Origin of the sequence: Pseudorhodobacter antarcticus (assembly GCF_900110135.1) — a bacterium.
GTDB classification, from domain to species: domain Bacteria; phylum Pseudomonadota; class Alphaproteobacteria; order Rhodobacterales; family Rhodobacteraceae; genus Pseudorhodobacter; species Pseudorhodobacter antarcticus.
Genome location: NZ_FOCO01000043.1, coordinates 1 through 26637, shown reverse-complemented (window position 1 = coordinate 26637; position 26637 = coordinate 1). Strand labels below are relative to the sequence as shown.

28 protein-coding genes, 2 tRNA genes, 1 pseudogene and 2 riboswitches are annotated in these 26637 nt (G+C 61.9%); of the genes and pseudogenes, 14 read left to right on the top strand and 17 right to left on the bottom strand.

The genetic code is table 11. The features are described 5' to 3' along the window. On the bottom strand, positions 1-240 hold a 240-nt coding region (locus tag BMY36_RS20585), incomplete at its 3' end, for a hypothetical protein (RefSeq protein WP_244888684.1). On the opposite strand from BMY36_RS20585, the pseudogene BMY36_RS20980 reads away from it, so the two are divergent. Next, positions 155-874 (top strand): annotated as a pseudogene (locus BMY36_RS20980) (virulence-associated E family protein); the annotation flags it as partial. The gene BMY36_RS20585 and the pseudogene BMY36_RS20980 overlap by 86 nt on opposite strands. Positions 875-1225: 351 nt before the next feature. Here BMY36_RS20980 and BMY36_RS15880 read toward each other — a convergent pair. Beyond that, a tRNA-Ser gene (locus BMY36_RS15880) sits at positions 1226-1315 on the bottom strand. Between the two features lie 135 nt (positions 1316-1450). On the opposite strand from BMY36_RS15880, the gene BMY36_RS15875 reads away from it, so the two are divergent. Then, positions 1451-1948 (top strand): chemotaxis protein CheD, encoded by a 498-nt coding sequence (locus tag BMY36_RS15875; RefSeq protein ID WP_050520626.1) that lies wholly within the window; start codon positions 1451-1453, stop codon positions 1946-1948. 60 nt (positions 1949-2008) lie between these two features. On the opposite strand, the gene cobF is transcribed toward BMY36_RS15875, so the two are convergent. The 7 genes from cobF to BMY36_RS15840 form a co-directional block, all read right to left on the bottom strand. Continuing rightward, positions 2009-2752 carry a precorrin-6A synthase (deacetylating) gene (cobF, locus tag BMY36_RS15870; protein WP_050520649.1) on the bottom strand — a complete coding sequence of 248 codons (744 nt, stop codon included), beginning with the start codon at positions 2750-2752 and terminating at the stop codon, positions 2009-2011. A 63-nt stretch (positions 2753-2815) separates the two neighbouring features. Then, on the bottom strand, positions 2816-3484 hold the full coding sequence (locus BMY36_RS15865) for an energy-coupling factor ABC transporter permease (RefSeq protein ID WP_050520627.1): 669 nt from the start codon (positions 3482-3484) through the stop codon (positions 2816-2818). A gap of 31 nt (positions 3485-3515) precedes the next feature. Beyond that, positions 3516-3735, bottom strand: a riboswitch (cobalamin riboswitch). Between the two features lie 39 nt (positions 3736-3774). Continuing rightward, complete coding sequence (cobA, locus tag BMY36_RS15860; RefSeq protein ID WP_050520628.1) at positions 3775-4494, bottom strand: uroporphyrinogen-III C-methyltransferase; 720 nt, start codon at positions 4492-4494, stop codon at positions 3775-3777. Beyond that, positions 4491-5810, bottom strand: a complete 1320-nt coding sequence (locus BMY36_RS15855) for a cobyrinic acid a,c-diamide synthase CobB (protein WP_050520629.1) — start codon at positions 5808-5810, stop codon at positions 4491-4493. The genes cobA and BMY36_RS15855 overlap by 4 nt, the downstream gene beginning before the upstream one ends. Next, positions 5810-6607 (bottom strand): precorrin-4 C(11)-methyltransferase, encoded by a 798-nt coding sequence (gene cobM, locus BMY36_RS15850; RefSeq protein ID WP_050520630.1) that lies wholly within the window; start codon positions 6605-6607, stop codon positions 5810-5812. Before cobM ends, BMY36_RS15855 begins: the two co-directional genes overlap by 1 nt. After that, complete coding sequence (locus BMY36_RS15845; protein WP_050520631.1) at positions 6604-6954, bottom strand: cobalamin biosynthesis protein; 351 nt, start codon at positions 6952-6954, stop codon at positions 6604-6606. Before BMY36_RS15845 ends, cobM begins: the two co-directional genes overlap by 4 nt. Then, on the bottom strand, positions 6951-8132 hold the full coding sequence (locus BMY36_RS15840; protein ID WP_050520632.1) for a bifunctional cobalt-precorrin-7 (C(5))-methyltransferase/cobalt-precorrin-6B (C(15))-methyltransferase: 1182 nt from the start codon (positions 8130-8132) through the stop codon (positions 6951-6953). The genes BMY36_RS15845 and BMY36_RS15840 overlap by 4 nt, the downstream gene beginning before the upstream one ends. On the opposite strand from BMY36_RS15840, the gene BMY36_RS15835 reads away from it, so the two are divergent. Further along, positions 8131-8874 carry a cobalt-precorrin-6A reductase gene (locus tag BMY36_RS15835; protein WP_050520633.1) on the top strand — a complete coding sequence of 248 codons (744 nt, stop codon included), beginning with the start codon at positions 8131-8133 and terminating at the stop codon, positions 8872-8874. The genes BMY36_RS15840 and BMY36_RS15835 overlap by 2 nt on opposite strands. Here the strand turns inward: BMY36_RS15835 and cobJ are convergent. The 7 genes from cobJ to BMY36_RS15800 are packed head-to-tail and all read right to left on the bottom strand — an operon-like array spanning position 8850 to position 16752. Then, positions 8850-9584: a precorrin-3B C(17)-methyltransferase gene (gene cobJ, locus BMY36_RS15830; protein WP_050520634.1), complete on the bottom strand. Its 735-nt coding sequence runs from the start codon at positions 9582-9584 to the stop codon at positions 8850-8852. The two genes, BMY36_RS15835 and cobJ, sit on opposite strands and share 25 nt — an antisense overlap. Further along, the gene (gene cobI / locus BMY36_RS15825) at positions 9581-10306 is read right to left on the bottom strand and encodes a precorrin-2 C(20)-methyltransferase (RefSeq protein ID WP_050520635.1); all 726 of its coding nucleotides are present in this window, start codon (positions 10304-10306) and stop codon (positions 9581-9583) included. The genes cobJ and cobI overlap by 4 nt, the downstream gene beginning before the upstream one ends. Before the next feature lies 1 nt (position 10307). Then, positions 10308-10937 (bottom strand): precorrin-8X methylmutase, encoded by a 630-nt coding sequence (locus BMY36_RS15820; RefSeq protein ID WP_050520636.1) that lies wholly within the window; start codon positions 10935-10937, stop codon positions 10308-10310. Continuing rightward, on the bottom strand, positions 10921-12117 hold the full coding sequence (gene cobG, locus BMY36_RS15815; RefSeq protein WP_231579757.1) for a precorrin-3B synthase: 1197 nt from the start codon (positions 12115-12117) through the stop codon (positions 10921-10923). The genes BMY36_RS15820 and cobG overlap by 17 nt, the downstream gene beginning before the upstream one ends. After that, a complete protein-coding gene (gene cobN, locus BMY36_RS15810; protein WP_050520637.1) occupies positions 12114-15344 on the bottom strand; it encodes a cobaltochelatase subunit CobN in 3231 nt (1076 codons plus the stop codon). Before cobN ends, cobG begins: the two co-directional genes overlap by 4 nt. A 3-nt stretch (positions 15345-15347) precedes the next feature. Continuing rightward, entirely contained in the window at positions 15348-16382 is a 1035-nt protein-coding gene (gene cobW, locus BMY36_RS15805) for a cobalamin biosynthesis protein CobW (RefSeq protein WP_050520638.1), read from the bottom strand. Further along, the gene (locus tag BMY36_RS15800; protein ID WP_050520639.1) at positions 16375-16752 is read right to left on the bottom strand and encodes a DUF1636 family protein; all 378 of its coding nucleotides are present in this window, start codon (positions 16750-16752) and stop codon (positions 16375-16377) included. The genes cobW and BMY36_RS15800 overlap by 8 nt, the downstream gene beginning before the upstream one ends. A gap of 79 nt (positions 16753-16831) precedes the next feature. Further along, a riboswitch (cobalamin riboswitch) is annotated at positions 16832-17056 on the bottom strand. A gap of 101 nt (positions 17057-17157) precedes the next feature. Between BMY36_RS15800 and cobO the strand changes: the two genes are divergently transcribed. From cobO to BMY36_RS15765, 7 genes are all read left to right on the top strand, one after another. Then, positions 17158-17802 (top strand): cob(I)yrinic acid a,c-diamide adenosyltransferase, encoded by a 645-nt coding sequence (cobO, locus tag BMY36_RS15795; RefSeq protein WP_050520640.1) that lies wholly within the window; start codon positions 17158-17160, stop codon positions 17800-17802. Beyond that, a complete protein-coding gene (locus tag BMY36_RS15790) occupies positions 17802-18143 on the top strand; it encodes a Lin0512 family protein (protein ID WP_050520641.1) in 342 nt (113 codons plus the stop codon). Before cobO ends, BMY36_RS15790 begins: the two co-directional genes overlap by 1 nt. After that, positions 18144-18482 carry a Lin0512 family protein gene (locus tag BMY36_RS15785; RefSeq protein WP_050520642.1) on the top strand — a complete coding sequence of 113 codons (339 nt, stop codon included), beginning with the start codon at positions 18144-18146 and terminating at the stop codon, positions 18480-18482. It begins immediately after the preceding gene. Positions 18483-18485: 3 nt separating this feature from the next. Next, positions 18486-19931, top strand: coding sequence for a cobyric acid synthase (locus BMY36_RS15780; protein WP_050520643.1), 1446 nt, complete (start codon positions 18486-18488; stop codon positions 19929-19931). A gap of 63 nt (positions 19932-19994) precedes the next feature. Beyond that, positions 19995-20501, top strand: coding sequence for a peptide-methionine (S)-S-oxide reductase MsrA (gene msrA / locus BMY36_RS15775; protein WP_050520644.1), 507 nt, complete (start codon positions 19995-19997; stop codon positions 20499-20501). A gap of 18 nt (positions 20502-20519) precedes the next feature. Continuing rightward, a complete protein-coding gene (locus BMY36_RS15770; protein ID WP_050520645.1) occupies positions 20520-21983 on the top strand; it encodes a protein adenylyltransferase SelO in 1464 nt (487 codons plus the stop codon). A gap of 98 nt (positions 21984-22081) precedes the next feature. Continuing rightward, entirely contained in the window at positions 22082-22771 is a 690-nt protein-coding gene (locus tag BMY36_RS15765) for an NnrU family protein (RefSeq protein WP_050520651.1), read from the top strand. Between the two features lie 163 nt (positions 22772-22934). Here the strand turns inward: BMY36_RS15765 and BMY36_RS15760 are convergent, their stop codons facing one another. Continuing rightward, entirely contained in the window at positions 22935-23597 is a 663-nt protein-coding gene (locus BMY36_RS15760; RefSeq protein ID WP_050520646.1) for a sirohydrochlorin chelatase, read from the bottom strand. A gap of 141 nt (positions 23598-23738) precedes the next feature. Here BMY36_RS15760 and BMY36_RS15755 point away from each other — a divergent pair. The 4 genes from BMY36_RS15755 to BMY36_RS15740 all read left to right on the top strand — a co-directional run. After that, positions 23739-23814: transfer RNA gene (locus BMY36_RS15755), tRNA-Thr, on the top strand. Between the two features lie 165 nt (positions 23815-23979). Further along, positions 23980-25167: a tyrosine-type recombinase/integrase gene (locus BMY36_RS15750; RefSeq protein WP_050520647.1), complete on the top strand. Its 1188-nt coding sequence runs from the start codon at positions 23980-23982 to the stop codon at positions 25165-25167. Positions 25168-25195: 28 nt separating this feature from the next. Beyond that, positions 25196-26122, top strand: coding sequence for a hypothetical protein (locus tag BMY36_RS15745; RefSeq protein WP_050520648.1), 927 nt, complete (start codon positions 25196-25198; stop codon positions 26120-26122). Positions 26123-26374: 252 nt separating this feature from the next. Next, positions 26375-26637: transposase (locus tag BMY36_RS15740; RefSeq protein ID WP_175469252.1), on the top strand; the 263-nt coding region annotated here is incomplete at its 3' end.

The window sequence follows — 26637 nt, the reverse complement described above, 5'->3', positions numbered from 1 at the left end:
ATGAGAATGGCAGCCTGAAATGAAACCATGATCCACCTTAAAAGGGCTGCAATGTGGTCGAAGAACTAGGACCACCTCTCCTATCCCCGGCTCGACCGTTCCCCGCTCGACCTTTACGCCGCGCCCGATTGCCGACACCGATATCACGGCGGCGGTGCGTTGGTTCAATCGCAACGGCTTTCCCGATGCCACAAAGAACGGCGCGGGGGATGCCCTGTATCTGGTGGCGTCCGAAAGCATCATTTCCCCGGTAAGGCATTTCCTAGAGGGCTTGGCGTGGGATGGCTTCCCTAGGGTGGAGAATTGGCTTGCGCGCTATTGCGGGGCCGATGCGTCCGACCTTACCGCCAAAGTCGGCACGGCTTGGCTTGTGTCTGCCGTGGCGCGGGCGCTGAAACCCGGCTGCAAAGCCGATTGCGCGCTGGTGTTGGAAGGGCGGCAGGGGGCGGGCAAGTCGTCTATCTTGCGGGCATTGGCGGGGCCGGATTGGTTCCATGATGGCCTAAGCGATATGCACGGCAAGGATGCCAGCGCCGCGTTACGCGGCAAGTGGATTATCGAATTGCCCGAAATGTCAGCAATGCGCCGATCTGATACCGAAGCCGTCAAAGCCTTCCTAAGCCGCACCGAAGAACGCTACCGCCCCGCCTATGGCCGCAGCGAAGTAATCGAACCCCGGCGATGTGTTTTTGCTGGCACCACCAACCGCAACGACTATCTGACAGACGACACAGGCGGGCGGCGGTTTTGGCCCGTCACCGTTGGCGCGATTAAGCTGGACGAATTGACCGCAGACCGGGAACAAATCTGGGCCGAAGCTGTGGATCTTTTCCGCACTGGCGCGAATTGGTGGCTCGACCGGATGGATGAAAGCGCGGCGGCGGCAGTCGTTGCCACCCGCGCGGCAGACGACCCGTGGGGCGGTGATGTGTTGCGCGTGGTGGAGGGCCTAAGCGAAGTCAGCACCCGCGATGTGTTCCAGTTGCTCGACATTGGCCTAGATCGGCGCGGCAAGGCGGATGCCATGCGGATAACAGGCATTCTACCCTTGGCGGCGCTGGGCGGCGTTATTTGTGCAGCCATACGCGCACGCGCGCGGGGGAATTGGCGTTTTCCTGAATGCAGGAAACAACGGGGCCGCATTCCCAAGCGTTTTTTCCATGTGGGGCGCTATGATGGGTATGAAGTAAAAACGCCAGATTTAATCAATGAAATCAATGGTAATTGGCGGAAGCGGTGGGATTCGAACCCACGGTACGGTTCCCCGCACGCTAGTTTTCAAGACTAGAGCCTTAAACCACTCGGCCACACTTCCTTGCTGGCGCCCTGATAACAGGACGGTTCGGGATTTCAAGCCTGTCTGTGACCCGGTTTTGATTTACCCGAAATTAAGGGCCAAGAGACTAAGGTTGGAGGCGCGGGTTGGCAGCGTTGGCAAAAGGCAAGGGCGATGGAAGTGATCAATGACAGGGCATCGGCGCAGGTTTTGCATGTGGTGCAAGGCGCGGTTGCCACGTCAAACGCCGCCAATGTGACCTATACCGCGTTAATCGGGGCTTGTGTGCTGGTGTGCCTTTGGGATTCTGTGGCGAAACTGGGTGGCATGGCGCATTTTGTGTTTCCCGAAGAGGGGGGCGATGCGCGGTTCGGGGCGGTCGCGATTGCCGCTGTGCTGGACCAGTTGCACGCCAAAGGCGGGCAAGCCGCGCGGTTTCAAGCGTCGCTGTTTGGGGGCGCCAAGGTGCAGGACGGGGGCCAAGATATCGGCCAGCGCAACGCGGGTTTCGCCGAAACCACGCTAACAGGGCTTGGCATTTCTGTGACGGCCCGCGATTTGGGCGGCATCGCGGTGCGCCGTGTCCGCTTTTCCCCCGCCACAGGGCAGGCCCATGTCACCGACCACAACGAAGGGATGCCCCATGACACTTGGGCAGGTTTTGCGCCCTAAACCCAATGCACCTTAAATCCATTGCGCCCTAAACCTCCTGCGCCCTAAACCCAGTATGCCCTAAACCCGGTCCAGAATATAAATATCCATGATCCACCCATGCGCGGCGCGCAATTCTGCCCGTTTGGCGATGATCTGCGGGGCCATAATCGCCAAATCACCCGACATCGCCACCTCTTGCGCCATGCCCGCATAGGCGGCCCAATAAATCGTGACCCCTTCGGGCGCGATTTGCGCAAACGAACAGTCGCCGTCCAGCATCACCGCAATCCGATTAACGCCTACAGGCCAGCCCGCATCCCGCAAATTTCGGCCCGTGGTCACGGTAAACGCCGCCCCCAATCCGTTGACCGGGATGCGGTGCGCCGCCGTCAACGCTTGCAACGACGTAATCCCCGCAATCACCGTAACCCTCGGGGCAGGGGCCAGCCGCGCCGCAATCCGCAACGTACTGTCATACAGCGACGGATCACCCCAGACCAACAGCGCCACGCGGCCCGGCGATCCGGCCCCCAACAGCGCCGCCTCCCATGTCTGGGCAATCGCGTTGTGCCAATCCTCCACCCGTTGCAGATAATCGGGCGTGGCCTCATCGCGCTCGGGCAAATCAAATTCCACCAACCGCACCAAGGTGTTGGTCACCACATCCGCACAAATTGCGCGCCGCAGGTCTGCCAAATCGGCCTTGCCCGCCCCTTTGCGCGGGATCAAAATCGCGTCCACCCCGTTCATCGCGCGCACCGCTTGCAGCGTCAAATGTTCAGGGTTGCCAGACCCAATTCCGATCAAAAACAACTCTTTCACGCCCCGCCTCCGCATAAAAAAGCAGCCCCAAACCCGGGGCTGCCCTGCCGTATATCGCTTATATCACGCCGCGTTGTGCAGGCGTGGCGTCACAAACGCAGACCCTTTCAGGTTTTTCGCCAGCGCCAGCACCACCAAATCCACCAGCGGCTCCAACAAGATCACCGACATGTAAGCTACACCAAATGTCGCGATGCTGGCGATATTGCTGGCCGCAAACCCATTGCCCAAAATCGCCCAAAACGCGACCCATGCCACAACGCCCCCTTGATAGGTCGTCGACAGCAGCAGCACTTGGCGGTACGTCAGGTCCACATAGGCCGTGCTGCCCGCAATCGTGCGCGACGCGATTGCTTGAATCGCAAACAGCGGCACCAACAGCGTGGTGATGTTCATGCCATATTGCGGCAAATCAATCTGCGCGAAAAACACGCCTTGGATCAACAGACCCAGCGCCAACCCAATCGCCGCCGGGGCCGCCCCCAACAGCAAGAATAAGGTGGAGCCGAGGATGAAATGCACCTCCGAAACGCCCACTGCAAAATGCGGCATAATCTCAAAGAAAACGAATACCGAAATGGTCGCAATCACCGCGCGCACGGCCAGCGACACCAGCCCCTTTTCGCGCAAACCGTCAACAATCAGCTTGACCGAATAGGTCGCCGCCGCCGCCGCCGTACCATAGCTGAACAGAATTTTCGCACCAGTCACGATGCCAGGTTCGATATGCATGTCTTACTCCTTGGCCGTCACACCCGACGGCGGTTTGTTTCTTTGCAAGGCCGGTCTCCTGACTAGCGGGTCACAGCGGCTTTTCCCCTTCCCAACCGGAACCCCGGTCAGTGGCATTTGAAAAGCAGCTCGCCGCATACAGTCGCGGGGGCGGTTGGCATTGGGACGCCCTGTTTGGGTCCGCCCATGTCCATTCCCGTTTCAGTTTGCACGCTTTGCGTTCGTTAAACACCTTGCTCGTTCATCTGCTGCTTTTGCGCTGCGATGGTCAAGCCGTAATGCGCCGCCTTTCAGTCTGTTTGCGCCAACGGCCCAATCAAGATCAGCGCGGGCCGCGCGTCGCTGTCTGCCACCATCGCCGCCAAATCCGCCAGCACACCCCGTACCAGCGTTTGGTCGGGCCGCGACACGTTTTGCCCCACCATCACCGGGGTGGTGGCCGCCAATCCATGCGCTTGCAACTGCGCCGCCAAAATCGGGGCCGTGCGCTTGCCCATATACACCACCGTCGTCGCCTCTGGGTCCGCCAGCGCCGCCCAATTCAGGCCTTGGGGCAAATCGCCTGTCACATCGGCCCCCGTCAAAAACTGCACCCGCCGTGCCGTCAACCGCCGCGTCAGGGGTATGCCCGCCGCAGCCGCCATCGCGGATGCAGTCGTAACCCCCGGAATAATTTCAAACTTTATACCCGCCGTGCGCAGGGCGGTCGTTTCCTCCTCCAGCCGGCCAAAAATCCCCGCATCGCCTGATTTCAGGCGCACCACATGCGCGCCCGTGCTCGCATATTCGACCAACAACCGGCTCACGTGGTCTTGCTTGGGCGAGGCGCGCCCCGCCCGTTTGCCCACCCCAACAAGATCCGCACCCGCCCGTGCAAATTCCAAAATTGGCCCCGATGACAAATCATCAAACAGCACCGCATCCGCCTTTTGCAACCGTTTCACCGCCGCCAGCGTCAGCAATTCCGGGTCGCCGGGGCCCGACGATACGAAAGAGACAAACCCCGTCATGTTGCTTGCCCGATCAAGTGAAAATATGTCCCCGTGGCCATGCCCCCTTGCGCGAACCGCCGCAAGGAACCGGTCTCGGCAACCTGCGCCCCGCTGGCATCCACCACCTGCGCCAACGCCTCATCCGGCTGCTCCAAAATGGTGGAATAATGAAACTCATGCCCGCGCAACCGCGCCCCCGCGCCATGCCCCGGCATCGGCTGCGCCAGTTCCGCCACCCGGTATCCCAGATGCATTTTGCGCTTGGCGTAACTCGTCACCAACCCCAACAGCCCCGCCATTTCATGCGACACCCCGTCCTTATCCACCAGCGCCGCCCCCATCGCCATATACCCCCCACATTCGCCATGCACGGGCCGCGTCTGGGCGAATGCCCTGATTTCCCTTTTGAATTGCGCCGCCGCCGCAATCCGGCCTGCGTGCAATTCGGGGTATCCGCCCGGCAACCAACAACAATCGGCACTGGCGTCCGGCCCTTCATCACCCAGCGGCGAAAACGGCAAAATAGCCGCCCCCGCCGCGCGCCAGCCGTCCATCAAATGCGGATAGACGAATGAAAACGCCGCATCCCGCGCCAGTGCAATCCGCATCCCCGGCGGGCGCGTGGCAGGCATCACACCAACGCTTACCGCGCTGCCCGCCGCCGCCCGCAGCGCGTCCAAATCCAAATGCTGGGTCACAAAACCCGCCGCCCGCGCTAAAATCGCGCCCAGTTCGGGGTTCTCCTCGGCCTGCACCAGCCCCAAATGGCGTTCCGGCAGCGTGATCTCAGGGTTGCGCGGCAGCGCGCCAAACACCGTTATTCCCGCCTCTGCCATGCCCGCGCGCACCATCGCCTCATGCCGCGGCGATGCCACACGGTTCAAAATCACCCCCGCAAACGGCATCGCAGGCCGCATCCGCGCAAACCCCAACGCCACCGCCGCCGCCGATTGCGCTTGGCCCGACACATCAATCACCAACACCACAGGCCAACCCATGCGGGTCGCAATATCCGCGCTCGCGCCATTGCCCGCCTCACCCGGAATGGCGACCCCGTCAAACAGCCCCATCGACCCTTCGGCGAGGATTAAATCCGCATCCGCCGCCGCTCCAACCAGCCCCTCCAGCCGGGCCGCAGGCATCGCCCAACTGTCAAGGTTGAACGAAGGCCGCCCCGCCGCCGCCGCATGAAACGCCGGGTCAATATAATCCGGCCCGCTTTTGAACGGCTGCACCACCAGCCCTTGCGCGCGCCACGCCGCCAGCAGCCCCAGCGTCACCGTGGTCTTGCCCGTCCCCGATGCCGGGGCCGAAATGATCAAACCCTGTGGCATTATTCGCCGTCCGTTGTGGCCGCGTCCGGAAAGCGCGGGTCAGTGCCCACTGGGCGGTAACGGCGGTCGTAATCGCCTGCATATAAACGACTTTCCTCAAACTCCTCCGCGCCAATAGCACGACCCACCAAGATCAGCGCCGTGCGTTCCATTTCCGCCCCAATCGCTTGGTCCAGGGTTTCCAAGGTCGCCTTCACCACCCGCTGATCGGGCCAGGACGCGCGCCACACCACCGCCACCGGGCAATCCGCGCCATAATGCGGCGTCAGTTCCGCAATCACTTGGTCCAGCAAATGCACCGACAAATGGATGGCCAGCGTGGCTCCGGTCGCCGCAAACGCCGCCAAGGTCTCCCCCTCCGGCATCGCGGTCGCGCGCCCCGATGTCCGCGTCAAAATCACCGATTGCGCCACCCCCGGCAGCGTCAACTCCGCCCCAAGTGCTGCCGCCGCCGCCGCAAACGATGGCACCCCCGGCGTCACGTCATAGGCAATCCCCATCGCGCGCAACCGCCGCAACTGTTCCCCCATCGCCGACCACACCGACAAATCGCCAGAATGCAGCCGCGCCACATCTTGGCCCGCCGCCTGCGCCACAGCGATTTCCGCCATAATCTCATCCAACGACAGCGGTGCCGTGTTCACAATCCGCGCCCCCGGCGGGCAATGCGCCAACAACGCTTGTGGCACCAGCGATCCGGCATATAAACACACAGGGCTGGCCGCAATCAGGTCACGCCCGCGCAAGGTAATCAGGTCCGGTGCACCCGGCCCTGCGCCAATAAAGTGAACAATCATAATGGGTTCCTTTTCGCCAAAGCCATGGTCGCACGGCCATCTATCGCAATAATTCTTGGGGCAATCAACACCGCACCCGGTCCCGCCGCCGCCAGCGCCGCCCCTTCGGCCACCGACATCGCACCGTACCTTGCAGGCTGGCGCGGCGCAGGGGTCACGCCCGCCACCAGCGCCGCCACAGGCACCGCGCACAACGGCACGCCCAGCCTCTTCGCCAATGCCACCAGCCCCAAATGCCCCGCCTTATCTGCCACAACCGCCAGCGCGCCGGGCCGCACATCGCCCAACAACGCCCGCAACCCCGCTTCGGTCGCCGATGCCCGCAGCCCAAATCCCGCGACGATCATGTGGTCACACTCCACTGCACCACGGGCCGCGCAGGCGTCCAGCCGCGCATCGTTCCCAGTGCCGCCGCCTGCGCCAATTCCACCCGCAACAGCGTGCCGCCTTTGCGCGCCTGCCACTGCGCCAACAGCACTTCCGTCTCCAGCGTCACGCCATTAATCACCACCCGCACGCCCGCTGGCAACTGCGCCCACAAGGCCGAGAGCACTTCATCCGTCGCCCCCCCACCAATAAACACCGCATTGGGGTCCGCCTCCGGCCACGCGCTTCCATCAACCCGGCCCACCTGCAACACCATCCGCTGCGCCAACCCAAACCGCGCGATATTTTCGGCGATATTGGCTGCCCGCGCAGGCTTGCCCTCCATCGCCACCGCACGTCCGGCTTGCAGGCACCATTCCACCGAAATCGATCCCGACCCCGCGCCAATATCCCACAACAATTCGCCCCGGCGGGGACCAAGCGCGCAGATCGTCAACGCCCGCATCGCCTGCTTGGTGATCTGCCCATCATGCGCAAAGGCCGTGTCCGGCAACCCCGGCGTCACCGCCCGCGCCACCGTGCCGCAAACCTCCAACGCCACGGCCACAGGCGCACAAACATTCGGTAAATCATAGGCTTGCGCCAAAACGTCTCGCACCCGCGCGCGCGGCCCGCCCAGCCGTTCCATCACATGCAGTCGCGTCAAACCCGCCCCTTGCGCGCACAGCCATGCCGCCAATTCGCCCACCGCCGCCCCATCGCGGACCAAGCAAATCACCCGCGCGCCCCGCGTCAAATGGGGCGCAACCCCATCAAACTCCGCCGCATGCAGCCCCAAACACACCGTACTTTCCAACGGCCACCCAAGCCCATTCGCTGCCAGCGAAAACGTCGACGGCGCCGGATGCGACACCCATTCGCCACGCGCCAAATGCGCCACCACCGACCCGCCCGCCCCATACCAAAACGGGTCGCCGGATGCCAAAATCACCACCGCCTCGCCGCGCCGCGCCATCACGCCCGCAATCGAAAACGGCACTGGCCACGCCTGCCCGCGCGCCCCCACATCCGCCAATTCCAAATGCCGCGGCCCGCCAAACACCACCGCCGCCCGCGCCAGCGCCGCTCGCGCCGGGGTTGACAAACCGTCCAACCCGTCCTCATTCATTCCGATAACAGTCAACCAAGGATCAGCCATGCGCATCCTCCTTCTGGGCGGCACGACCGAAGGTTCCGCCCTCGCCGCCACCCTCGCCACGCAGCGCATCAGCGCCGTGTTCAGCTATGCCGGGCGCACCGCAAATCCCGTGCCCCAACCCATCCCGCAACGGGTGGGCGGATTTGGCGGCGCGGACGGGCTCGCCACCTACCTCACATCCGAAAACATCACCCATATCATCGACGCCACGCATCCCTTTGCCGCGCAAATCAGCCGCAATGCGGTGACCGCCAGCCATGCGACAGGCACGCCGCTGCTGGCTTACGTGCGCCCACCGTGGCAGCCCCAACCTGCCGACCGCTGGACTCAAGTCATTGATATTAATGCCGCAATCGCGGCCTTGCCCGCTGCGCCCACAAACATCTTTCTTGCCATTGGCAAGCAACACCTCGCCCCCTTCATCGCCAAACCCCAGCACCATTACCTGCTGCGGCTGGTTGATGCGCCCGGCGATCTGCCCTTGCCCAACGCCACCGCGATCATCGGGCGCGGCCCGTTCACGCATCAAAACGACACCGAACTTTTGCGCCATCACGCCATCACCCATATCGTCGCCAAAAACGCAGGCGGGCAGGGCGCAGTCGCCAAAATCACCGCCGCGCGCGCCCTTGGCCTGCGTGTCATCCTGATCGACCGCCCAGAATTGCCCCCCCGGCAAACGGCGCAAACGATCCCAGAAGTCATGGCATGGCTCGCTCACAGCGCTGACCTTGGGGTATAGACATACCGCCCCAACCGCCGCGTTTGTGAATTTCCTACAATCACCACCGTCCGCATGTCCGCCATTTCCGGCAGCGCCTCGGCCAGCGTCACGGTCAACAGCGCCTCCTCCGGCGTTGACACCGCCCGCGCGAATGTGATCAGCCGATCTGGCTCACATTCCGCGCGCAACACTTCCAGCACCCGCGCGAACTGGTGCGGGCGACTGGCCGAACGCGGGTTGTAAAACGCCATGGCAAAATCGCCCTGAGCGGCCAGCGCCACCCGCCGTTCGACCGTCGCAAACGGCTTCAAATTATCGCTTAAATTGATCGCGCAAAAATCATGGCCCAGTGGTGCGCCTGCGCGTGCCGCCGCCGCCAACATCGCCGTAATCCCCGGCAAAATCCTGATATCAAGGCTCAGGAAATCCGCGCGCCCCTCCATCGCCTCAAAAATCGCTGATGCCATCGCAAACACGCCCGGATCGCCGGATGATACCACAACCACCCGCCGCCCCGCCGCCGCCATATCCAACGCATGCAGCGCGCGGTCCAATTCCACCCGGTTGTCCGATGGGTGCAGCGTCAATCCTGCGCGCGGTGCCACCCGCGCCACATAGGGGATATATCCAACAATATCCGTAGCTTGTGCCAGCGCCTCAGTGACCTGCGGTGTCACCAAATCATCCGCACCGGGGCCAAGGCCCGCCACCACCAACCAGCCCGTCATTCCGCAATCTCCGGCCTACGCCCCTGCCCATGCACCAACACAATCGCGAAATACGGCGTGTCGGCGTCCTGCAAATCGGCCAGTTTCATCACGCGTTGTTGTGGCATCGTGCCCCGTTCCACCAACCACGCCGCATCCAGCCGCCCCACAGCCTGCAACGCGCGCCGCACTTTGGGCAAGTTGCGCCCGGTTTTCATAATCACCAGCGCATCCGCTTGCGCCATGTGATGCACCAAATCCGCCTCGGGCAGCGTCGCCATCAGCACCGTCATCACGTCATCGCCCCAAGTGATCGGCACGCCCGTCGCGTTCCAACACCCGGTCATCCCCGTAATGCCTGGGACCACGTCCATCTCCACCCGGCCCAGCAGGCGGGTATAAAGATGCATGAACGAGCCGTAAAAAAACGGGTCGCCCTCGCACAGCACCACCACCTCACCCGGCATCTGCGCCAGCCGTTCCGCCCAATCATCATAAAACCGCGCGAGGATATCGTTATATTCCCGGCTATTGAACGGCAGTTCGGTTGTAACCGGATATTCCATCGCCCATTCCACGGCATCCGGGTGCAGCATCCCTTCGACAATCTGGCGCGCTTGCCCCCGCCGCCCAGCCTTGCGAAAATACGCAATATTGCGCCCGGCCCGAATGATACGGTCCGACCGCACGGAAATCAGATCAGGGTCGCCGGGCCCCAAGCCCGCACAGATAATCCGCGCCATTTTATTCCACCCTGCTGGCCAGCGCGTTCACCGCCGCCACCGTGATCGCCGACCCGCCCAACCGCCCCGCCACCACAACCGATGGTACGGGGGGGGCCTCCATCAACGCCTCTTTGCTTTCCGCCGCGCCTACAAACCCCACGGGGCAGCCAATAATCGCCGCTGGGCGCGGGCAAGTCGGGTCCTCCAGCATGTTCAGCAGGTGAAACAGGGCCGTCGGCGCATTGCCAATCGCCACCACCGCCCCCGCCATAACGGGCCGCCACAATTCCAGCGCCGCCGCCGACCGGGTGTTACCCATTTCTGCGGCCAATCCCGCCACACGCGGGTCGCGCAAGGTGCAAATCACCTCATTTTCGCGCGGCAACCGTTTGCGCGTTATCCCTTCGGATACCATATGCGCATCGCAAAGTATCGGCGCGCCCGCCTCCAACGCCGCCCGCGCCGCAATCGCCATCCCTGCGGAAAACTGGATAAACGGCGCCAACCCCACCATCCCCGCCGCATGGATCATCCGCACCGCGACAATCTCCTCCTCAGGGGTGAATCGCGCCAAATCGGCCTCCGCGCGGATCATCGCAAATGATTGCAGGTAAATGGCCGCGCCATTGGTTTCATAGAAATGGGGCATGGGTTTTTCCGAACAAAAGGCTGGGGGTTTTCATCAATTCAGCGGCAGAATGGGCACCATCGCCCATATCCCCCGCCCGCGCGCGGCGCAACGGGGCAAAGCCATTGTGGGTGGCCACCAGCGTATAATCCGCCACCCCCGGATGCGCGCAGCCTTTGGCACAGCCCGAAACATGCAGCGTTGCCCCAGGTGGCACATGCGCGGCCAACCCCGCCGCCAAATCCCGCGTCGGGGCCAGCGCTTGTGGGCACCCCGGCGCACCCGTACAGGCCACCACGCGCAGCATCGCATCCTCCGCCCGGACAATCAAACCCGGCAGGGCAGGGGCCGCGCCCTCCAGCAAAGCCATGCGCCACGGCGTGATACGCCACGCGCCAAACGGGGCCAGCGCCGCGATCATATCCGCCGTGACTTGCCCAAACGCAAACCCCACCATCGTCCCTTGTGCCACCACGCCCGGCTGTGGTCGCACGCTGCGCGCAGGCACCGCCACCGCCGCCTGAAACGCGCGCGGCAACCGCGCCTGCCGCGCGGCTGGCGTCAAATCCGCCCACAGCCCCGCCATTCGCCCGCGCCCGTCCACCACATGCCCCGTGCCCAGAAACCAGCGTGCCAGCGTCACCGCCAGCCCCGCCGCTTCGGCTGCATTGGCCGCCAACGCGCCCGTGGTAAACCCTTCACCCCGCACCAAAATTCCGTCCGCGTGGCGTTCAACCCGAATATCCGCCGGGGCCAGCGCCAGCGTATTTCCCACGCTCAAATCCACCGAAAACCCAAATTTTCTTGGTAATTCCGGCCCATCCGCCAACCCATCAACCAAAGCCGTATAAACAGCCTGCGTGCCGTCCCCCGCCTCCCAAAACGGCGAGACCATAACGTTGCGCCGCGCCTCTGCGCCCACATCGCCGTCCACACAGCCCAGATCGCGCAAGCCCGCAACCAGCGCGCCATGTGCCGCCTCCCGCACCCCGCGCAACTGCACATTGGCGCGGTTCGACAGGTCCACCAACCCATTGCCATGCGCCTGCGACAACGCAGCAATCCCTGCCAGCTGCCCCCCCGTCAACCGCCCGCCAAAGGGACGCACCCGCACCACCAAACCATCACCCGACATCATCGGCCGCAGCGCACCGGGGCACCAGCCCTTGACGATGGGGCCTTGGACGGTGGGCCCGGTCACACCGCCCCCTCCATGCTGGCCGCGATGGAATTGCGCCGTGTCACCCACAGCCCCGCATCGCGCAGCGCCGCAAACCGCGCGTGCATCGCCGCCAGTGCGCCGGGGTTTTCACGCGCCATAAACTCCACCAAATCCTCGCGCCCCAGCGTCGCCTCATGGTATAAATCGAACAAATGCGGCGGCACCGCGCGGGTCAAATGCGCGAATGACCCAAGGTGGTCCAGCGTGGCCGCCACCTCGGCCGCCCCCCGAAATCCGTGATTCATCATCGACGTGGCCCAGCCCGGATTGGCCGCGCGCGCCCGCACCACCCGCGCAATTTCCTCGGCCAAAGACCGCGCGCGCGGCGCATCGGCCCGCGTGGCATCAATGTGATACATCGCAGGCGCCTCACCGCCCAGTGCCGCCACCGCCGCCGCAAACCCACCTTCATGGGCGGCATAATCGGACGCGACCAGCACATCGGTTTCCGCCAAATCCTGCACATGGGCAAACCCGTCAGCGGCCAGAACCCGCGCCTCCAACGCCGCACGAGCGTGTACTGCACCGCCTTGCGCATCAATCGCCCATTCGGACCCTTTCAGCCACGCCTCACCCGCCAGCGCGCGGCCCTCGTCGGAATAATCCTCCAACGCTTCGGTCATGCCCATGCCGTACACCCCCGGCTTTGGTCCAAAAACCCGATGGCTGCGCAGGGTGTAGGGGTTATCCTCCGCCGCCTCATCGCGCTCCGCCAGCGCCGCCGCCGCCGCTTCAAATAACTGCGCAAGCCCCGGAAATATATCGCGAAACAGCCCTGATACCCGCAGCGTCACGTCAATGCGCGGGCGGCGCAGCAAGGCCAGCGGTGTAATTTCATACCCCGAAATCCGTTCGGATCCCGCATCCCAACGCGGCGCGACCCCGGCCAAGTGCAGCGCCATTGCAAACTCCTCGCCACTCGTGCGCATCGATGCCGACCCCCACAAATCCACCACCAACCCGCGCGGCCAATCGCCGTGGTCTTGCAAATGGCGGCGCAACACCTCCTCGGCCAATTTCACGCCTTGCGCATGGGCGGAACGGCTCGGCACCGCGCGCGGGTCCACCGAAAACAAATTCCGCCCCGTGGGCTGAATATCGCTGCGCCCGCGGTAGGGGGATCCTGACGGCCCCGGTGCCACCCGCCGCCCCGACAGCGCCGCCAGTAGCCCCTCCATCTCGCCGCCTGCGCCAAAAACATGCAGCCCCGCGCCGTATTGGCTTTCCTTTACATCACACACAAATCGGTCAATCCGCGTGATCGCCTCGGCGGGGGACGCATCAACCGACAGCCCCAAATCCGCTTCCACCCCCGCTGCCTGCGCCTCGGCGCGCACATCCGCGATCAAGCGGTCGCGCCGCGCAGGGTCCAAGCCATCAGCGGTGGAATATTCGTCCAGCAACCGTTCCAATCGCAGCATCGCTTGCGGCGTTTCGGACTGCGCCAGCGGCGGCGGCATATGGCCCAGCGTCACCGCCCCAATGCGCCGTTTGGCCTGCGCTGCCTCGCCGGGGTCATTGACAATAAAGGGATAAATCACAGGCAACGCGCCCACCAACGCCTTGGGCCAGCAGCTTGCCGACAGCGCGACCGATTTCCCCGGCAGCCATTCCAGCGTGCCATGCGCGCCCATATGGACCATCGCATGCAGGCCCTGTGCGCGAAGCCACAGGTAAAACGCGACATATCCGTGGCGTGGGGTGCGTTGCAAATCATGGTAATCATCGTCGCGGCTGTGCACCTCGCCACGCTCGGGTTGCAGCGCGATCAACACCTTGCCCCGCCGCACCGCCTTGAACGCAAACGCCCCATTCCCCACCGCCGCGTCGCGCGACGGGTCGCCCCACGCCGCCATCACATCCGCGCGCAAGCCTTCGGGCAAGGCGTCCAGCGCCGCGAGATACTCCGCCACAGGCCAGTTTATCACCTCCGCCCCCAGCGCCGCGCCAAGGCCCGAACCCGCCGCCGTGTCATATCCCGCAGCCGCCAGCGCCGCCAAAACCCCTTCGGTTGATGCCAGCGCATCCAACCCCACCGCATGGGCCAATTGGTATTCCTTGCCCGGATAGGTCGACAAAACCAACGCCACCCGCCGCGCCGATGCCTCGGCCTGCGCCAAATCATACCACGCCCGCACCCGCGCCACCGCCGCCGCAATCAGGCCCGCATCGGCGCGGTGGGTGAACCGCGAAAATTGCAAATCGGGGTCGCGCGGGGTGGGCGCTTTGAAGCTGACAGCCCCTGCAAAAATCCGCCCGTCCACCTCTGGCATCACCACATGCATCGCCAAATCCGCAGGCGACAACCCCCGGTCCGCCGCCGCCCATTCGCGTTTGCGCGCGGTGGACAAGCTGACCTGAAACACCGGGCAACCGGGCCCGTCCAGCGGCGTGCTGCCATCCGCGCCCTTGGCCGAAAACGCGGTCGCATTCACAATCGCCACCGGGGCCAAATCCGCCAGCGCCACCCGCAACCAGTCCGCCGCCACAGGGGCTTTCAACGAGGTTGCAAACATCCCCACCGCGCCAAACCCCGCCGCGCGCAACCCCCGTATCAACGCATCCACCGGGCTGGTATCGGCCGAAGTCAAATAACTGCGGTAAAACGTCACCGCCACCACAGGCCCGTCCGCCATTGGCCCCGGCACAACCCCCAAATCCGGGTCATACCAGCCACATTCCGGCACCGATTTATCACCTGCCACAGGCCCCGCATACAGCCCCGCCGCCAGCGCCAGCTGCGCCAGTGCCGCTTGCGCCGCCACCGCCCCCCCCGCTTCGCACAGCGCGCTTAACCGCCGCAACGTCGACACAGGCAGCGTCGACAGCGCATCCAACCGCGCATCGGGCCGCCCGTCCGCAGGCAAAATCGCCAAGGCAATTCCCCGCCTGCGACACACATCCTGCACCTGCGCCAACCCATACGCCCAATAGCTTTCGCCACCGATCAGCCGGATCAACACCCCCTTGGCCCCTGCCAAGGTATTTTCCACATAAGTATCCACCGACAAGGGATGGCGCAGCGCCACCAAATTCGCCAGCCGCGTGCTCGGCAACGCCCCCTTTGCCCGCTGCCAGCCCGCCGCAAACGCCCCCAGATCGCTGTCCGAAAACGACAACACCACCAAATCCGCAGAGGTTTGCCCTACGTCAAACGGCGCGTCCGTCTCCTCCAACCCGTGGCTTTCGCGAAAGACGACATGCATGGCTCAGCCCACCAAAACGGCCCTAATCGCCGCCTCATTGATATGGTCATGCTCGGCAATCACCACCAAACGCGTCTGGCGCGGGGTATCGCCCCAAGGGCGATCATACTGCACCCGTATCCGCGCGCCCACCGCCTGCACCAACATCCGCATCGGCTTGCCCACAACAGCGACATAACCTTTGACCCGCAAAATATGCTGCTCTTGCGCCAAACGCACAATCGCCGCTTGCAGCGCGTCCGGGTCGGCCACCTCCGGCAAATCAATCACGACAGACTCAAAATCCTCATGCTCATGGTCGTCATGCCCATCGTGGTGGCTGGGGCGCGCCGCCAAATCATCCTCGGCGGCCGCGTTAATCCCCAAAATCACACGCGGGTCAATCACCCCATCCGTCATCGCAATCATCGGCACATTGCGCGTCATCTCCGCCGCAATTACCGCGCGCGCGGCGTCCAAACCAGCCTCGCCCGCCAAATCGGCCTTGGACAGCAAGATAATATCGGCGCACAAAATCTGATCTTCAAACACCTCCGACAGCGGTGTCTCGTGGTCAATACTCGCGTCCGCCAAACGCTGCGCATCCACCGCCGCCACATCCGGCGCAAACCGACCCGCCGCCACAGCTTCGGCATCGGCCAGCGCAATCACACCATCGACCGTAATCTTGGACCGAATGGCAGGCCAATCAAACGCCTTCAACAACGGCTTTGGCAGCGCCAAGCCCGAGGTTTCGATCAAAATATGGTCAGGCCGTACCGGCATCGCCATCAGCGCCTCAATCGTGGGGATAAAATCATCCGCCACCGTGCAGCAAATACAGCCATTCGCCAGCTCCACGATGTTTTCCAACGGGCAGCTTTCATCGGCACAGGCCTTCAAAATATCGCCATCCACCCCCACCGTGCCAAATTCATTCACCAAAATCGCCAGCCGTTTGCCCTGCGGGTTCATCATCAAATGCCGGATCAACGTGGTTTTGCCAGACCCCAGAAACCCGGTGATCACAGTTACAGGAATTTTTGCCAAATCAGACATGGGGGGTCTCCTTGAAAAGAGGGGGAATCCGCGCGATGCAATTCTTGCGGAAATGTTGGGATCTTTCGCGCCAGGGCACCAGCCCATCTGCGGCAGCTTGATAGCGCGCAGCGCCATCGCGCAAAATCTCGGCACCCGAATCCGGGCCCAGATTGCCGTAAACATAAGTCCAGCGGTCTGGCCCCCGCAGCGCCACCGTGCAACTGCGCGTGCAATTGGACAGACAATCCACCGCGCGCACCGTAACGCCGTCCGGCACCCCGCCCGCCACAAACGCGTCATACAGCCGCGCACCGGGGCGCGCACCTTCCCCGTCAGGGTCGGTGGATTTACAGGTGACACAAATCAACACTTCCACAGCATCAACCATCGCTCAGGTCCTTATCCAATACCAAAGCGGGGGAAAATGGCGGGCAAAACGCACCCGACACCGGGGCACCCCGCCCGGAAAAACGTCTTACGCGTTGGCAGGTCTCCCGGCTTGCGGATATCAGCGCCCCCCAAACACAGGGGAAAAACTGTCGGTCGCCCCGCCTTCCCGCACCTTTCGGCCAGTGGCAATGGGCAACCTTTCCGGTCACGGTCGCGGGGGCGGCTGTGCTTGCCTTTGCGGGCATCACATTCCCTTTTCACCCACGCGGCAAAGCGCAGGCACCAACACCCCCAATTGGGGCAAGGCATGGGACAGAGTCAAGGTCCAGTCGGGCCACCCCCGCTTGTGAACCAAGCCAAGGGATGCCAAACATACGCCAACCTGCGAAAAGGAACCCACGCCATGAACGACACCACCGTCACCCCCCCCGCCGAAAAACCAGAAGTCGACAACGCCCGCCACGCCAGCAAAATGGCCAAGAAAAAAACCGCCCGCGACAAAATCATGGCGACCAAAGCGGGTGACAAGGGGTTGATCATCGTCCACACCGGCGCTGGCAAAGGCAAATCATCGTCGGGGTTCGGCATGGTCCTGCGCTGCATCGCCCACGGCATGCCAAGCGCCGTGGTGCAATTCATTAAAGGCGCATGGGACACGGGCGAGCGCCGCTTGATCGAGGCGAACTTTGCCGACAAATGCCAATTCTACGCCATGGGCGAAGGGTTCACCTGGGAAACCCAAGACCGCGAACGCGATGTGGCGGCAGCCCAGGCAGGCTGGGCCAAAGCCAAAGAACTTATCCTGAATCCCGAAATCCAATTCGTCCTGCTGGACGAGATTAACATCGCCCTGCGCTACGACTACCTTGATATTACGGAAGTCGTGGCCTTCCTGCGCGATCATAAACCACCCATGACCCATGTGGTCCTGACAGGCCGCAACGCCAAAGAAGAACTGATCGAACTCGCCGATATGGTCACTGAAATGACCCTTGTCAAACACCCGTTCCGGTCCGGCATCAAAGCGCAAAAAGGCGTGGAATATTGATGAAAAAGCGGATGATCACCGAAATGGGCATGGGCACATCCCTGCGCCGCCAAGATTATACCGAGGCCGCAATCCGCGCGACCCGCGATGCCCTATGGCACAATTCCATTAATCTGGCAGAGCTTTTTGGCCGCGATAAATCCGACATGCTGATTGATCTCGACATCGGCGTGCAACACCCCGACCGCGTGGATGCAGATGCGCTGAAAGCCGTGTTTCCCTATGGCCAAATCACCGTCACCGTGACCAAAGGCGGGCTTGATATTCCCCGCGCGGATGGCGGCCTGCCCACCGTCATCGCCAATGCCGCAATCTCTGTCTCCTTCGAAATGGACCCATAAATGCAGCGCTTTATCATCGAAATGGGCATGGGCAACGATCAATACGGGATGGATTATACCAAAGCCGCCGCCCGCGCGATTGAAGATGCCATTCGCCACTCCGCCATCCCCATGTTCGAAACGCTTGGCATTTCCCATGATCAAATGCAGGTCCGCGTCACCATCGGCGTGCAGGATCCAGACGCGATCGATTGCGCGGCGCTGGTGGCAACCCTGCCGCGCGGCCACGCCACCGTCACCGCCACCATCGGCGGGCTAAACGTCACCAATCCCAACACAGGCAACACCCTCGTCATCGCGACCGCCGCGGTAGAGGCGTTTTTGCCCAGTCAGGCCTAACCCATGCCAGCCCTGATGATCCAAGGTGCAGGTTCCAACGTCGGCAAATCGCTGCTGGTGGCGGGCCTATGCCGCGCCGCCACCCTGCGCGGCCTGTCGGTGCGCCCGTTCAAGCCGCAAAACATGTCCAACAACGCCGCCGTCACCGCCGATGGCGGCGAAATCGGCCGCGCCCAAGCGTTGCAAGCCATGGCCTGCCGCGTCGAACCGATGGTCGATATGAACCCCGTGCTGCTGAAACCCGAATCCGAGGTCGGCTCTCAGGTCATCGTCCAAGGCCGCCGTGTGGCCACCGTCAAAGCCCGCGAATATTCCGCGTTGAAACCCAGCCTCATGGCCCCGGTGTTGGACAGCTTCAACCGCCTGAAATCCACCTGCGATCTGGTCATCGTCGAAGGCGCTGGCAGCCCGGCCGAGGTGAACCTGCGCCCCGGCGACATCGCCAACATGGGCTTCGCCATGGCCGCCAACTGCCCCGTCATCCTTGTCGGTGATATCGACCGGGGCGGCGTCATCGCCCAAATGGTCGGCACCAAAGCGGTCCTCGACCCGGCGGATGAGGCGCTGATCGCAGGCTTTCTCATCAACAAATTCCGTGGCGATGTCACCCTGTTCGATGACGGATACGCCCTCATCGCCCGCACCACGGGTTGGCCGGGCTTCGGCGTTGTCCCCTTCTTCCCCCACGCCTCCCGCCTGCCTGCCGAGGATGCCCTCGATCTGCCCCGTAGCGCAGGCTCCGGCGCATATAAAATCGCCTGCCTCGTCCTGTCACGCATCGCCAATTTCGACGATATGGACCCGCTGGCCCAAGAACCCGGCGTCAGCCTGCACATGATCCACGCTGGCCAACCCATCCCCGGCGACACCGATCTCGTCATCATCCCCGGCTCCAAATCCACCCGTGGCGACCTCGCCTATCTGCGCAGCATGGGCTGGGATATCGACATCGCGGCCCATACTCGGCGCGGCGGCGCTGTCCTTGGCATCTGCGGCGGCTATCAAATGCTGGGGTCAGCGGTCCACGACCCCGACGGCATCGAAGGGGCCCCCGGCACCACGCCCGGCCTTGGCCTGCTGGACATTGAAACCACCATGACCCCCACCAAAACCCTCACGCGCACCCAAGCCATCCACATGGCCACGGGTTGCCCCATATCGGGCTATGAAATTCACATCGGCCAATCCACCGGCCCCGCCCGCACCCGCCCCTTTGCGCAAATCCACGGGCAGAACGAAGGCGCCACCTCCCTTAATGGCTGCATCATGGGCAGCTACCTGCACGGCCTCTTCGCCGATGACCATTTCCGCGCCGCCTTCCTCAAACTCCAAGGCGCGCCAAAATCCACCCTCTCCTACAGCCAAACCGTCGATGACACCCTCAACGCCCTCGCCGCCCATCTCGAATCCTGCATCGACATCCCCGGCCTCCTCGCCCTCGCGCGCTAACCCCCTCCTTGAAACCCCCACCCCCAAACCCATATCCTAACCATAACGCACAGGAGCCATCACATGACACATTCCCGCGCCATCCTCGCCGGCGGCTGCTTTTGGGGCATGCAAGACCTCATCCGCAAACTGCCCGGCGTCACCGCCACCCGCGTCGGCTATACCGGCGGCGACATCCCCAACGCGACCTATCCCAACCACGGCACCCATGCCGAAGCGATTGAGATTACGTTCGACCCCGCCCAAACCACCTACCGCACGCTGCTGGAATTTTTCTTCCAAATCCACGACCCCACGACGCCAAACCGCCAAGGCAATGACCGCGGCCTGTCCTACCGTTCCGCCATCTATTACCTTGATGACGATCAAAAATCCGTGGCACTCGATACCATCGCCGATGTCAACGCCTCCGGCCTCTGGCCCGGCAAAGTCGTGACCGAACTCGACCCCGCCTCCGATTTCTGGCAGGCCGAACCCGAACACCAAGATTACCTTGAAACCCGCCCCAACGGCTACACTTGCCACTTCATCCGCCCCGGCTGGGTGCTGCCCAAACGCGCCGCCGAATAAGCGAAACATAAACACCGCATGACCCCGTTCACATTCGATAACAGCTACGCCCGCGATCTCCCCGGTTTTTACACCGATTTCGCGGGCGATCCCGCCCCAAACCCGCATATCCTGCGCTTTAACACCGCCCTCGCAACCGACCTCGGCCTCGACCCCGCAACCCTAAACACGCCGCAAGGCGCGCATTACCTCACCGGCAGCCAAACTCCCAATGGCGCGCACCCCCTCGCCATGGCCTATGCCGGCCACCAATTCGGCGGTTTTTCCCCGCGCCTTGGCGATGGTCGCGCGCTTCTGCTGGGTGAAATTATCGCCCCCAACGGTCAGCGCTATGACCTCCACCTCAAAGGCTCCGGTCGCACACCGTTTTCGCGCGGCGGCGATGGCAAGGCCGTGCTTGGTCCGGTCCTGCGAGAGTATTTGATGGGCGAGGCTATGGCCGCCCTCAGCGTCCCCACCACCCGCGCGCTGGCCGCAACCACCACAGGCGCAAAGGTGCTGCGCGAAACCGGCATGGAGCCGGGCGCGGTGCTGGCCCGCATCGCCTCCAGCCACTTGCGCGTCGGCACCTTCCAATATTTCGCAGCACGCGGCGAACCCCATAACGTCGAACGCTTGCTGGCCTACGCGACCACCCGCCACGACCCCGGCGCAGACGCGCTCACCTTCCTGCGCAACACCATCACACGTCAGGCGCAACTGGTCGCGAAATGGATGGGCGTGGGCTTCATCCACGGCGTGATGAATACCGACAACACCAGCATTTCCGGCGAAACCATCGACTATGGCCCCTGCGCTTTTCTGGACCACTACGACCCCGCGACCGTGTTTTCCTCCATCGACCGCCAAGGCCGCTACGCCTATGCCAACCAACCGGGCATCCTGCGCTGGAACCTCGCGCGGCTGGCCGAAACGCTGCTGCCGCTGCTGTCGCCGGATGAAGCGACCGCCATAGCGCTGGCCACCGCTGAAATCGACGCTTTCGTGCCCGTGTTCGAGGCAGCATGGACCGACATGATGCGTGCCAAGCTCGGCCTGCATGCCGCCCAACCGGGTGATATGGACCTCGCCACCGATTTCCTCACCGCCATGCAAGGGCAGGGGGCCGATTTCACCAACAGCTTTCGCGCGCTCGCCGATGTGCTGCGTGGCGACGATGCGGCCCTTGCCGCCCAATTCACCGACCCCAGCGTGGCCCGCGCATGGCAGGCCCAATGGCAAGCCCGCCTTGCAACCGACCCCGACACCCCCGCTGACCAAATGGGCCGCGCCGCCGAAATGGACCTCGCAAACCCCCTCTACATCCCGCGCAATCACTCGGTCGAAAATGCCCTCACCGCCGCCACAGCAGGCGACATGGCCCCCTTCGACGCGCTGATGGATGTGCTGGCGGACCCGTTCACCAAACGCGCAGGGCTTGGTGCTTACGCCCAACCCGCCCCCGACAGCTTCACTAATTTCCGCACCTTTTGCGGCACCTGAACGGCCACCGTCGGCAAGAAAAGCGTCCAAACATTGCGCCAGATCAACAAAGCCCCGCGCGCCATGTCATAGGTAAATCGAACATCAAGGGGGGCATTATGACAGGCACATGGGCAGAATTTGCCGCAGCATTTGCAGTTTTCATGCTTGCGCACCGCATCCCCACCATGCCCGGCCCGCGCGCCCGGCTCGCCGTAACACTCGGCCCGCGCGGCTTCACCATCGCCTACAGCGCCCTGTCCACCGCGTTGCTCATCTGGCTTATCGCGGCGGCCAACACCGCCCCCTTCATCCCGTTGTGGGACGCCGCACCATGGCAGCGCTGGCTGGCCAATCTCGCCATGCCAATCGCTATCTTGCTGGCCGCCTACGCCATTGCCGCCCCAAACCCTCTGTCCTTCGGGGGCCGCGCAACGGCGTTTGACCCCGCACAGCCCGGCATCGCAGGCGTGGCCCGGCACCCGCTCCTTTGGGCGCTGGCCCTTTGGTCCACCGCCCATCTCATCGCCAATGGCGCCCTTGCTCATGTGATTTTGTTCGGCACTTTTGCCGTTTTCTCGCTGGCGGGCATGGCGATGATCGACCGCCGCTTACAAACGCGCATGGGGCAGGGCGCATGGCACGATCTGGCCCGCAATACCTCCACACTTCCCCTCGCCGCCCTAATATCGCGCCGCTGGACCCCAAAATCCCGCCCAAGCGCCCCCCGCGCCCTCGCAGCCCTTGCCGCCTACATAACCCTCTACCTGCTGCACGCCCCCGTGATCGGCGTCCTGCCCACTCCCTAACAGGCCCCCCCTTAACAGACCCGCCCTCCCATTCGGCTTGGTCAAAATACCTCTCCACCCGCCGCCCAAAAGCGCGATGCAAATCCTTAAGAAAATCTTAACAGAAAAATCTAAATCGAGCAATAACAGCATGATAAGCGCTGCATCGCGCGCGATGCACGCCCTAAATCACACGCTCCAACGCAGCCGCAATCAATTGCGCAACCCCAATATCCTCACCAATCGGAGGGCACAAAACCCCGTCAAATCCCGCCGCTTCCAGCGCCTCCGGCACGTCCCCCACAACATGCCCCGCCCGCAGTGCAAAAAACGGCAAGCAAACCCCGCCCCCCATCTCGCGGGCCAGATCTTCCAAAAACGGGGCCTCCTCCACAAACCCCGCCCGCACCGGCCCAAACCCCCGCGCAATCATCGCCGCCACCATCTCATAAGTCGTCCGCGATGAGGTGGCCGAAACCTTGCTCCCATGCGCCGCAATCAAAACCGGCCCCGCCCCTCCCGCCGCCGCCACCATCAAATCCACCAGTGCAGGGTCTGTCCCAAACGGTGCCAATTGCCGCACATCCCCGCACCCCACCGCCGCCAAACGGCGTGGCAAATTTACCTTCGTAAACCACCCCTCAGCCATGAAAAACGGATAGATCAGCGGGGCATCCATCGCAGCCAAAGCCGCCTCCAACGCCCCCGGCATCGCCAGCGTGGCCCCCCTAATCCGCCACCCAGGCCGCCACATCCCAACCCGCACCGCCAAGGCCTGCATCGCCGCCTCCTGCGGAACCGGATCGCCAGGCGACCCATGCGCCACCAAAATTGCTTGTCGTCCCATCACACCGCCCCTTTTGTCCGTGCCAATTCATATCAATCGGGCCCCAAAAGCGCCAGCACCCCCACCTTGCGCCGCAAAATTTTCAAAAAGTCATTTCCCACTCTTGCGCGAACCCAACACAACAGGTAATGCACCCGCAACGCCCCTATAGCTCAGTTGGTAGAGCATCTGATTTGTAATCAGAGGGTCCGCGGTTCGAGTCCGTGTGGGGGCACCACTTTTCTATTTTATAATGTCCGATGACATCCGATTGAGCCTTGTTTATAAGGTCTTTATCGAGATCGTTTGTCCAGCGCTGTTCTTTATCATCCAGCGACGTACCCCCTGAAAAGGGGTATTATTGGGGGTACGATGAAAATTTGAAAATGAGCGTACCCCCAACATGCCATTGAGTGACATCAAGATTCGAAACCTTAAGGCAATGGAAAAACCTTACAAAGTGAGCGACTTTGAAGGATTGTTTGTGTTGGTGAAGGTAAGTGGGGCAAAGTCTTGGCGCTTCAAATATCGAATTGATGGCAAAGAAAAACTGTTGGTGATCGGCGATTACCCAGCATGCGGGCTGGCACAGGCGCGCAAAGCGCGTGATGATGCGAAGGCGCTGTTAAGCCAAGGCGTTGACCCAAGCGAATCCAAGCAAGAAGAAAAACGCATTCGTATAGAAGCCAAAGGCCAAACTTTCGAACGGATAGGCGCAGTATTTCTTGAAAAGCAGCGCAAAGAGGGCAAGTCTAAAGCGACACTCGACAAGACAGAGTATCATCTGAAATTGGTAAATCGCGATTTCGGGCGCAAACCGATTGGTGAAATCACCGCCCCGATGATTTTGAAATCGCTGCGCAAGGTCGAAGCCAAAGGGAATTATGAAACTGCCCACCGCCTAAGGGCGCGCATCGGCTCTGTTTTTCGCTTTGCCGTTGCGAGTGGTATTGCGGACTCCGACCCTACCTATGCGCTTCGGGATGCGTTGATTCGGCCAACGCGTGTTCATCGCGCGGCGATTACATCCTCTAAGGCGCTTGGCCAACTCATGCGCGAAATAGATGTTTTTGAGGGACAGATTACAACCCGCATCGGTTTGCAGCTCATGGCGATCTTGGCGCAGCGGCCCGGCGAGGTGCGTCATGCCTTGTGGGAAGAGTTCGACTTTACTCAGGCTATTTGGTCGATCCCTGCCGCCAAGATGAAAATGCGTCGAGATCATCAGGTTCCGTTGCCGAAGCAGGCGGTGGCTTTGCTAGAAAAGCTGCGCCAAGTCACGGGACAGGGGGCGTATCTGTTCCCATCCTTGCGGTCTTGGCAACGCCCCATGTCTGAGAATACCCTGAACGCCGCTTTGCGACGAATGGGCTATTCTGGCGATGAAATGACGGCGCACGGCTTTAGAGCATCCTTTTCAACCCTAGCCAATGAAAGTGGTCTTTGGCACCCAGATGCAATTGAAAGAGCCTTGGCGCATGTCGAGAAGAATGAGGTCCGCCGTGCATATGCGCGAGGTGAACATTGGGAAGAAAGAGTAAAGCTCGCTGATTGGTGGGCTGGATTCTTGGATGATGTAAGGGCAATCTAGGATTTTGAATTAATTGCTAGGCGACTACATGATCGACGAGCTTAAATTTCGTGCCAGCCTCAACTTTATGATCTTACGATGCATTGGCGGTGGTTTGCTGGCCACACTGAAGCCTACTGATCCGTTCTTGCTCGGTGGAACCTATTTGCGGCGCTCTGACCGGATTTTCACCGATATCGAACCTCTTAGAAAACAGGCTGTGAATAAGCTGAATAGTGTTGGCGTTGAAGATCTAAAAGTCGGATTCTCTGAGCTAGGCCAACCTCAGACCGAGGCGTGGAAAAAATGGGTTTACGAAAAGCGGCAAGAAGTAAAAGAACAGTTTTCTTATGTACAAGGCTGGCTTGGCCTGCAATTTGTACCCGAGAAGTACGTTGCGAACTATGACTACTGGGCAAAAGCTGGGTTCTTCACAATGGAAGAAGCAGTCTGGCTTTCGCTTGGGTTGGAGCCCTTAACAGAACTCGACAAAATGTTAAATGCGGGCAGCCTAAAGCGCGCCGAAGACATCGACGCTTGTGAAACTGTGCGGGCACAGTTCAAACTCTTCAAGAGGGCTCTTGACCCCTATGGCTTTGAAAGCAAGTTTCAGGTGCGCGACGTTTTGAATTGGATCAACCAAGTAGATTTGGACGTTCATTCCGGATACCGCAACATGCTGCAACGTATGGTCGATAGAGTATCGAAAGACGAAGCGAACACCGAGACGATTGAAAGCCAAGGTTCTGACAAGCCCGAGCGCTTTGAAGGGAGAGAGAAAGTCTCGCTCGCCAAACTGCTACTAGCGATGGCAATCACCGAATATGGTTATGATCCGACCGCGCGCCGAAGCCCAATCCCCCGCGAAATGCAAGATATAGCGGCAAGCCTTGGGCTTGAGGTTTCACAGGATACCATTCGGCATTACCTCCAACTCGGTGCGCGACACCTGCCATCAGACTGGAAACCGGATTAATAGTTATTCGTTCAACGAATAAAATTTATAAACCGTTTCTTATCTGTGACTTACAGTAATCTTGGTAACCGTTTTCTATTCGACCTCAAATGCGATCGGACCATGCAGGTTCACCTCATACGTCTTCAAACTGAGGTAAACCTAGATGCAGTATTCCAACTTTCCAACGACCGGCTTTGTCCGTCTTTCGGCTCTGTTGCACAAATCCCATGAGGGATTCATCTTGTGAATCCAGCATGGTAGCTGTGTGGTATGAGTAAACCGACACCCCTCGCCTACAAGACCAGGAACTGGTCCGCCTATAACGAAGCGCTCAAGCGTCGTGGCTCGCTGACGATTTGGTTCGATCCCACCATGACCTGGGAGGCTGCGCCGACCGGAAAACGTGGCCGACAGCCCGACTACAGTGACGCTGCGATCCAGACATGTCTGACGATGAAAGTACTGTTCGGCATGGCGCTGCGGCAGACGACGGGGTTTGTCGAGAGCCTCCTGCACCTGATCGACTTGGATTG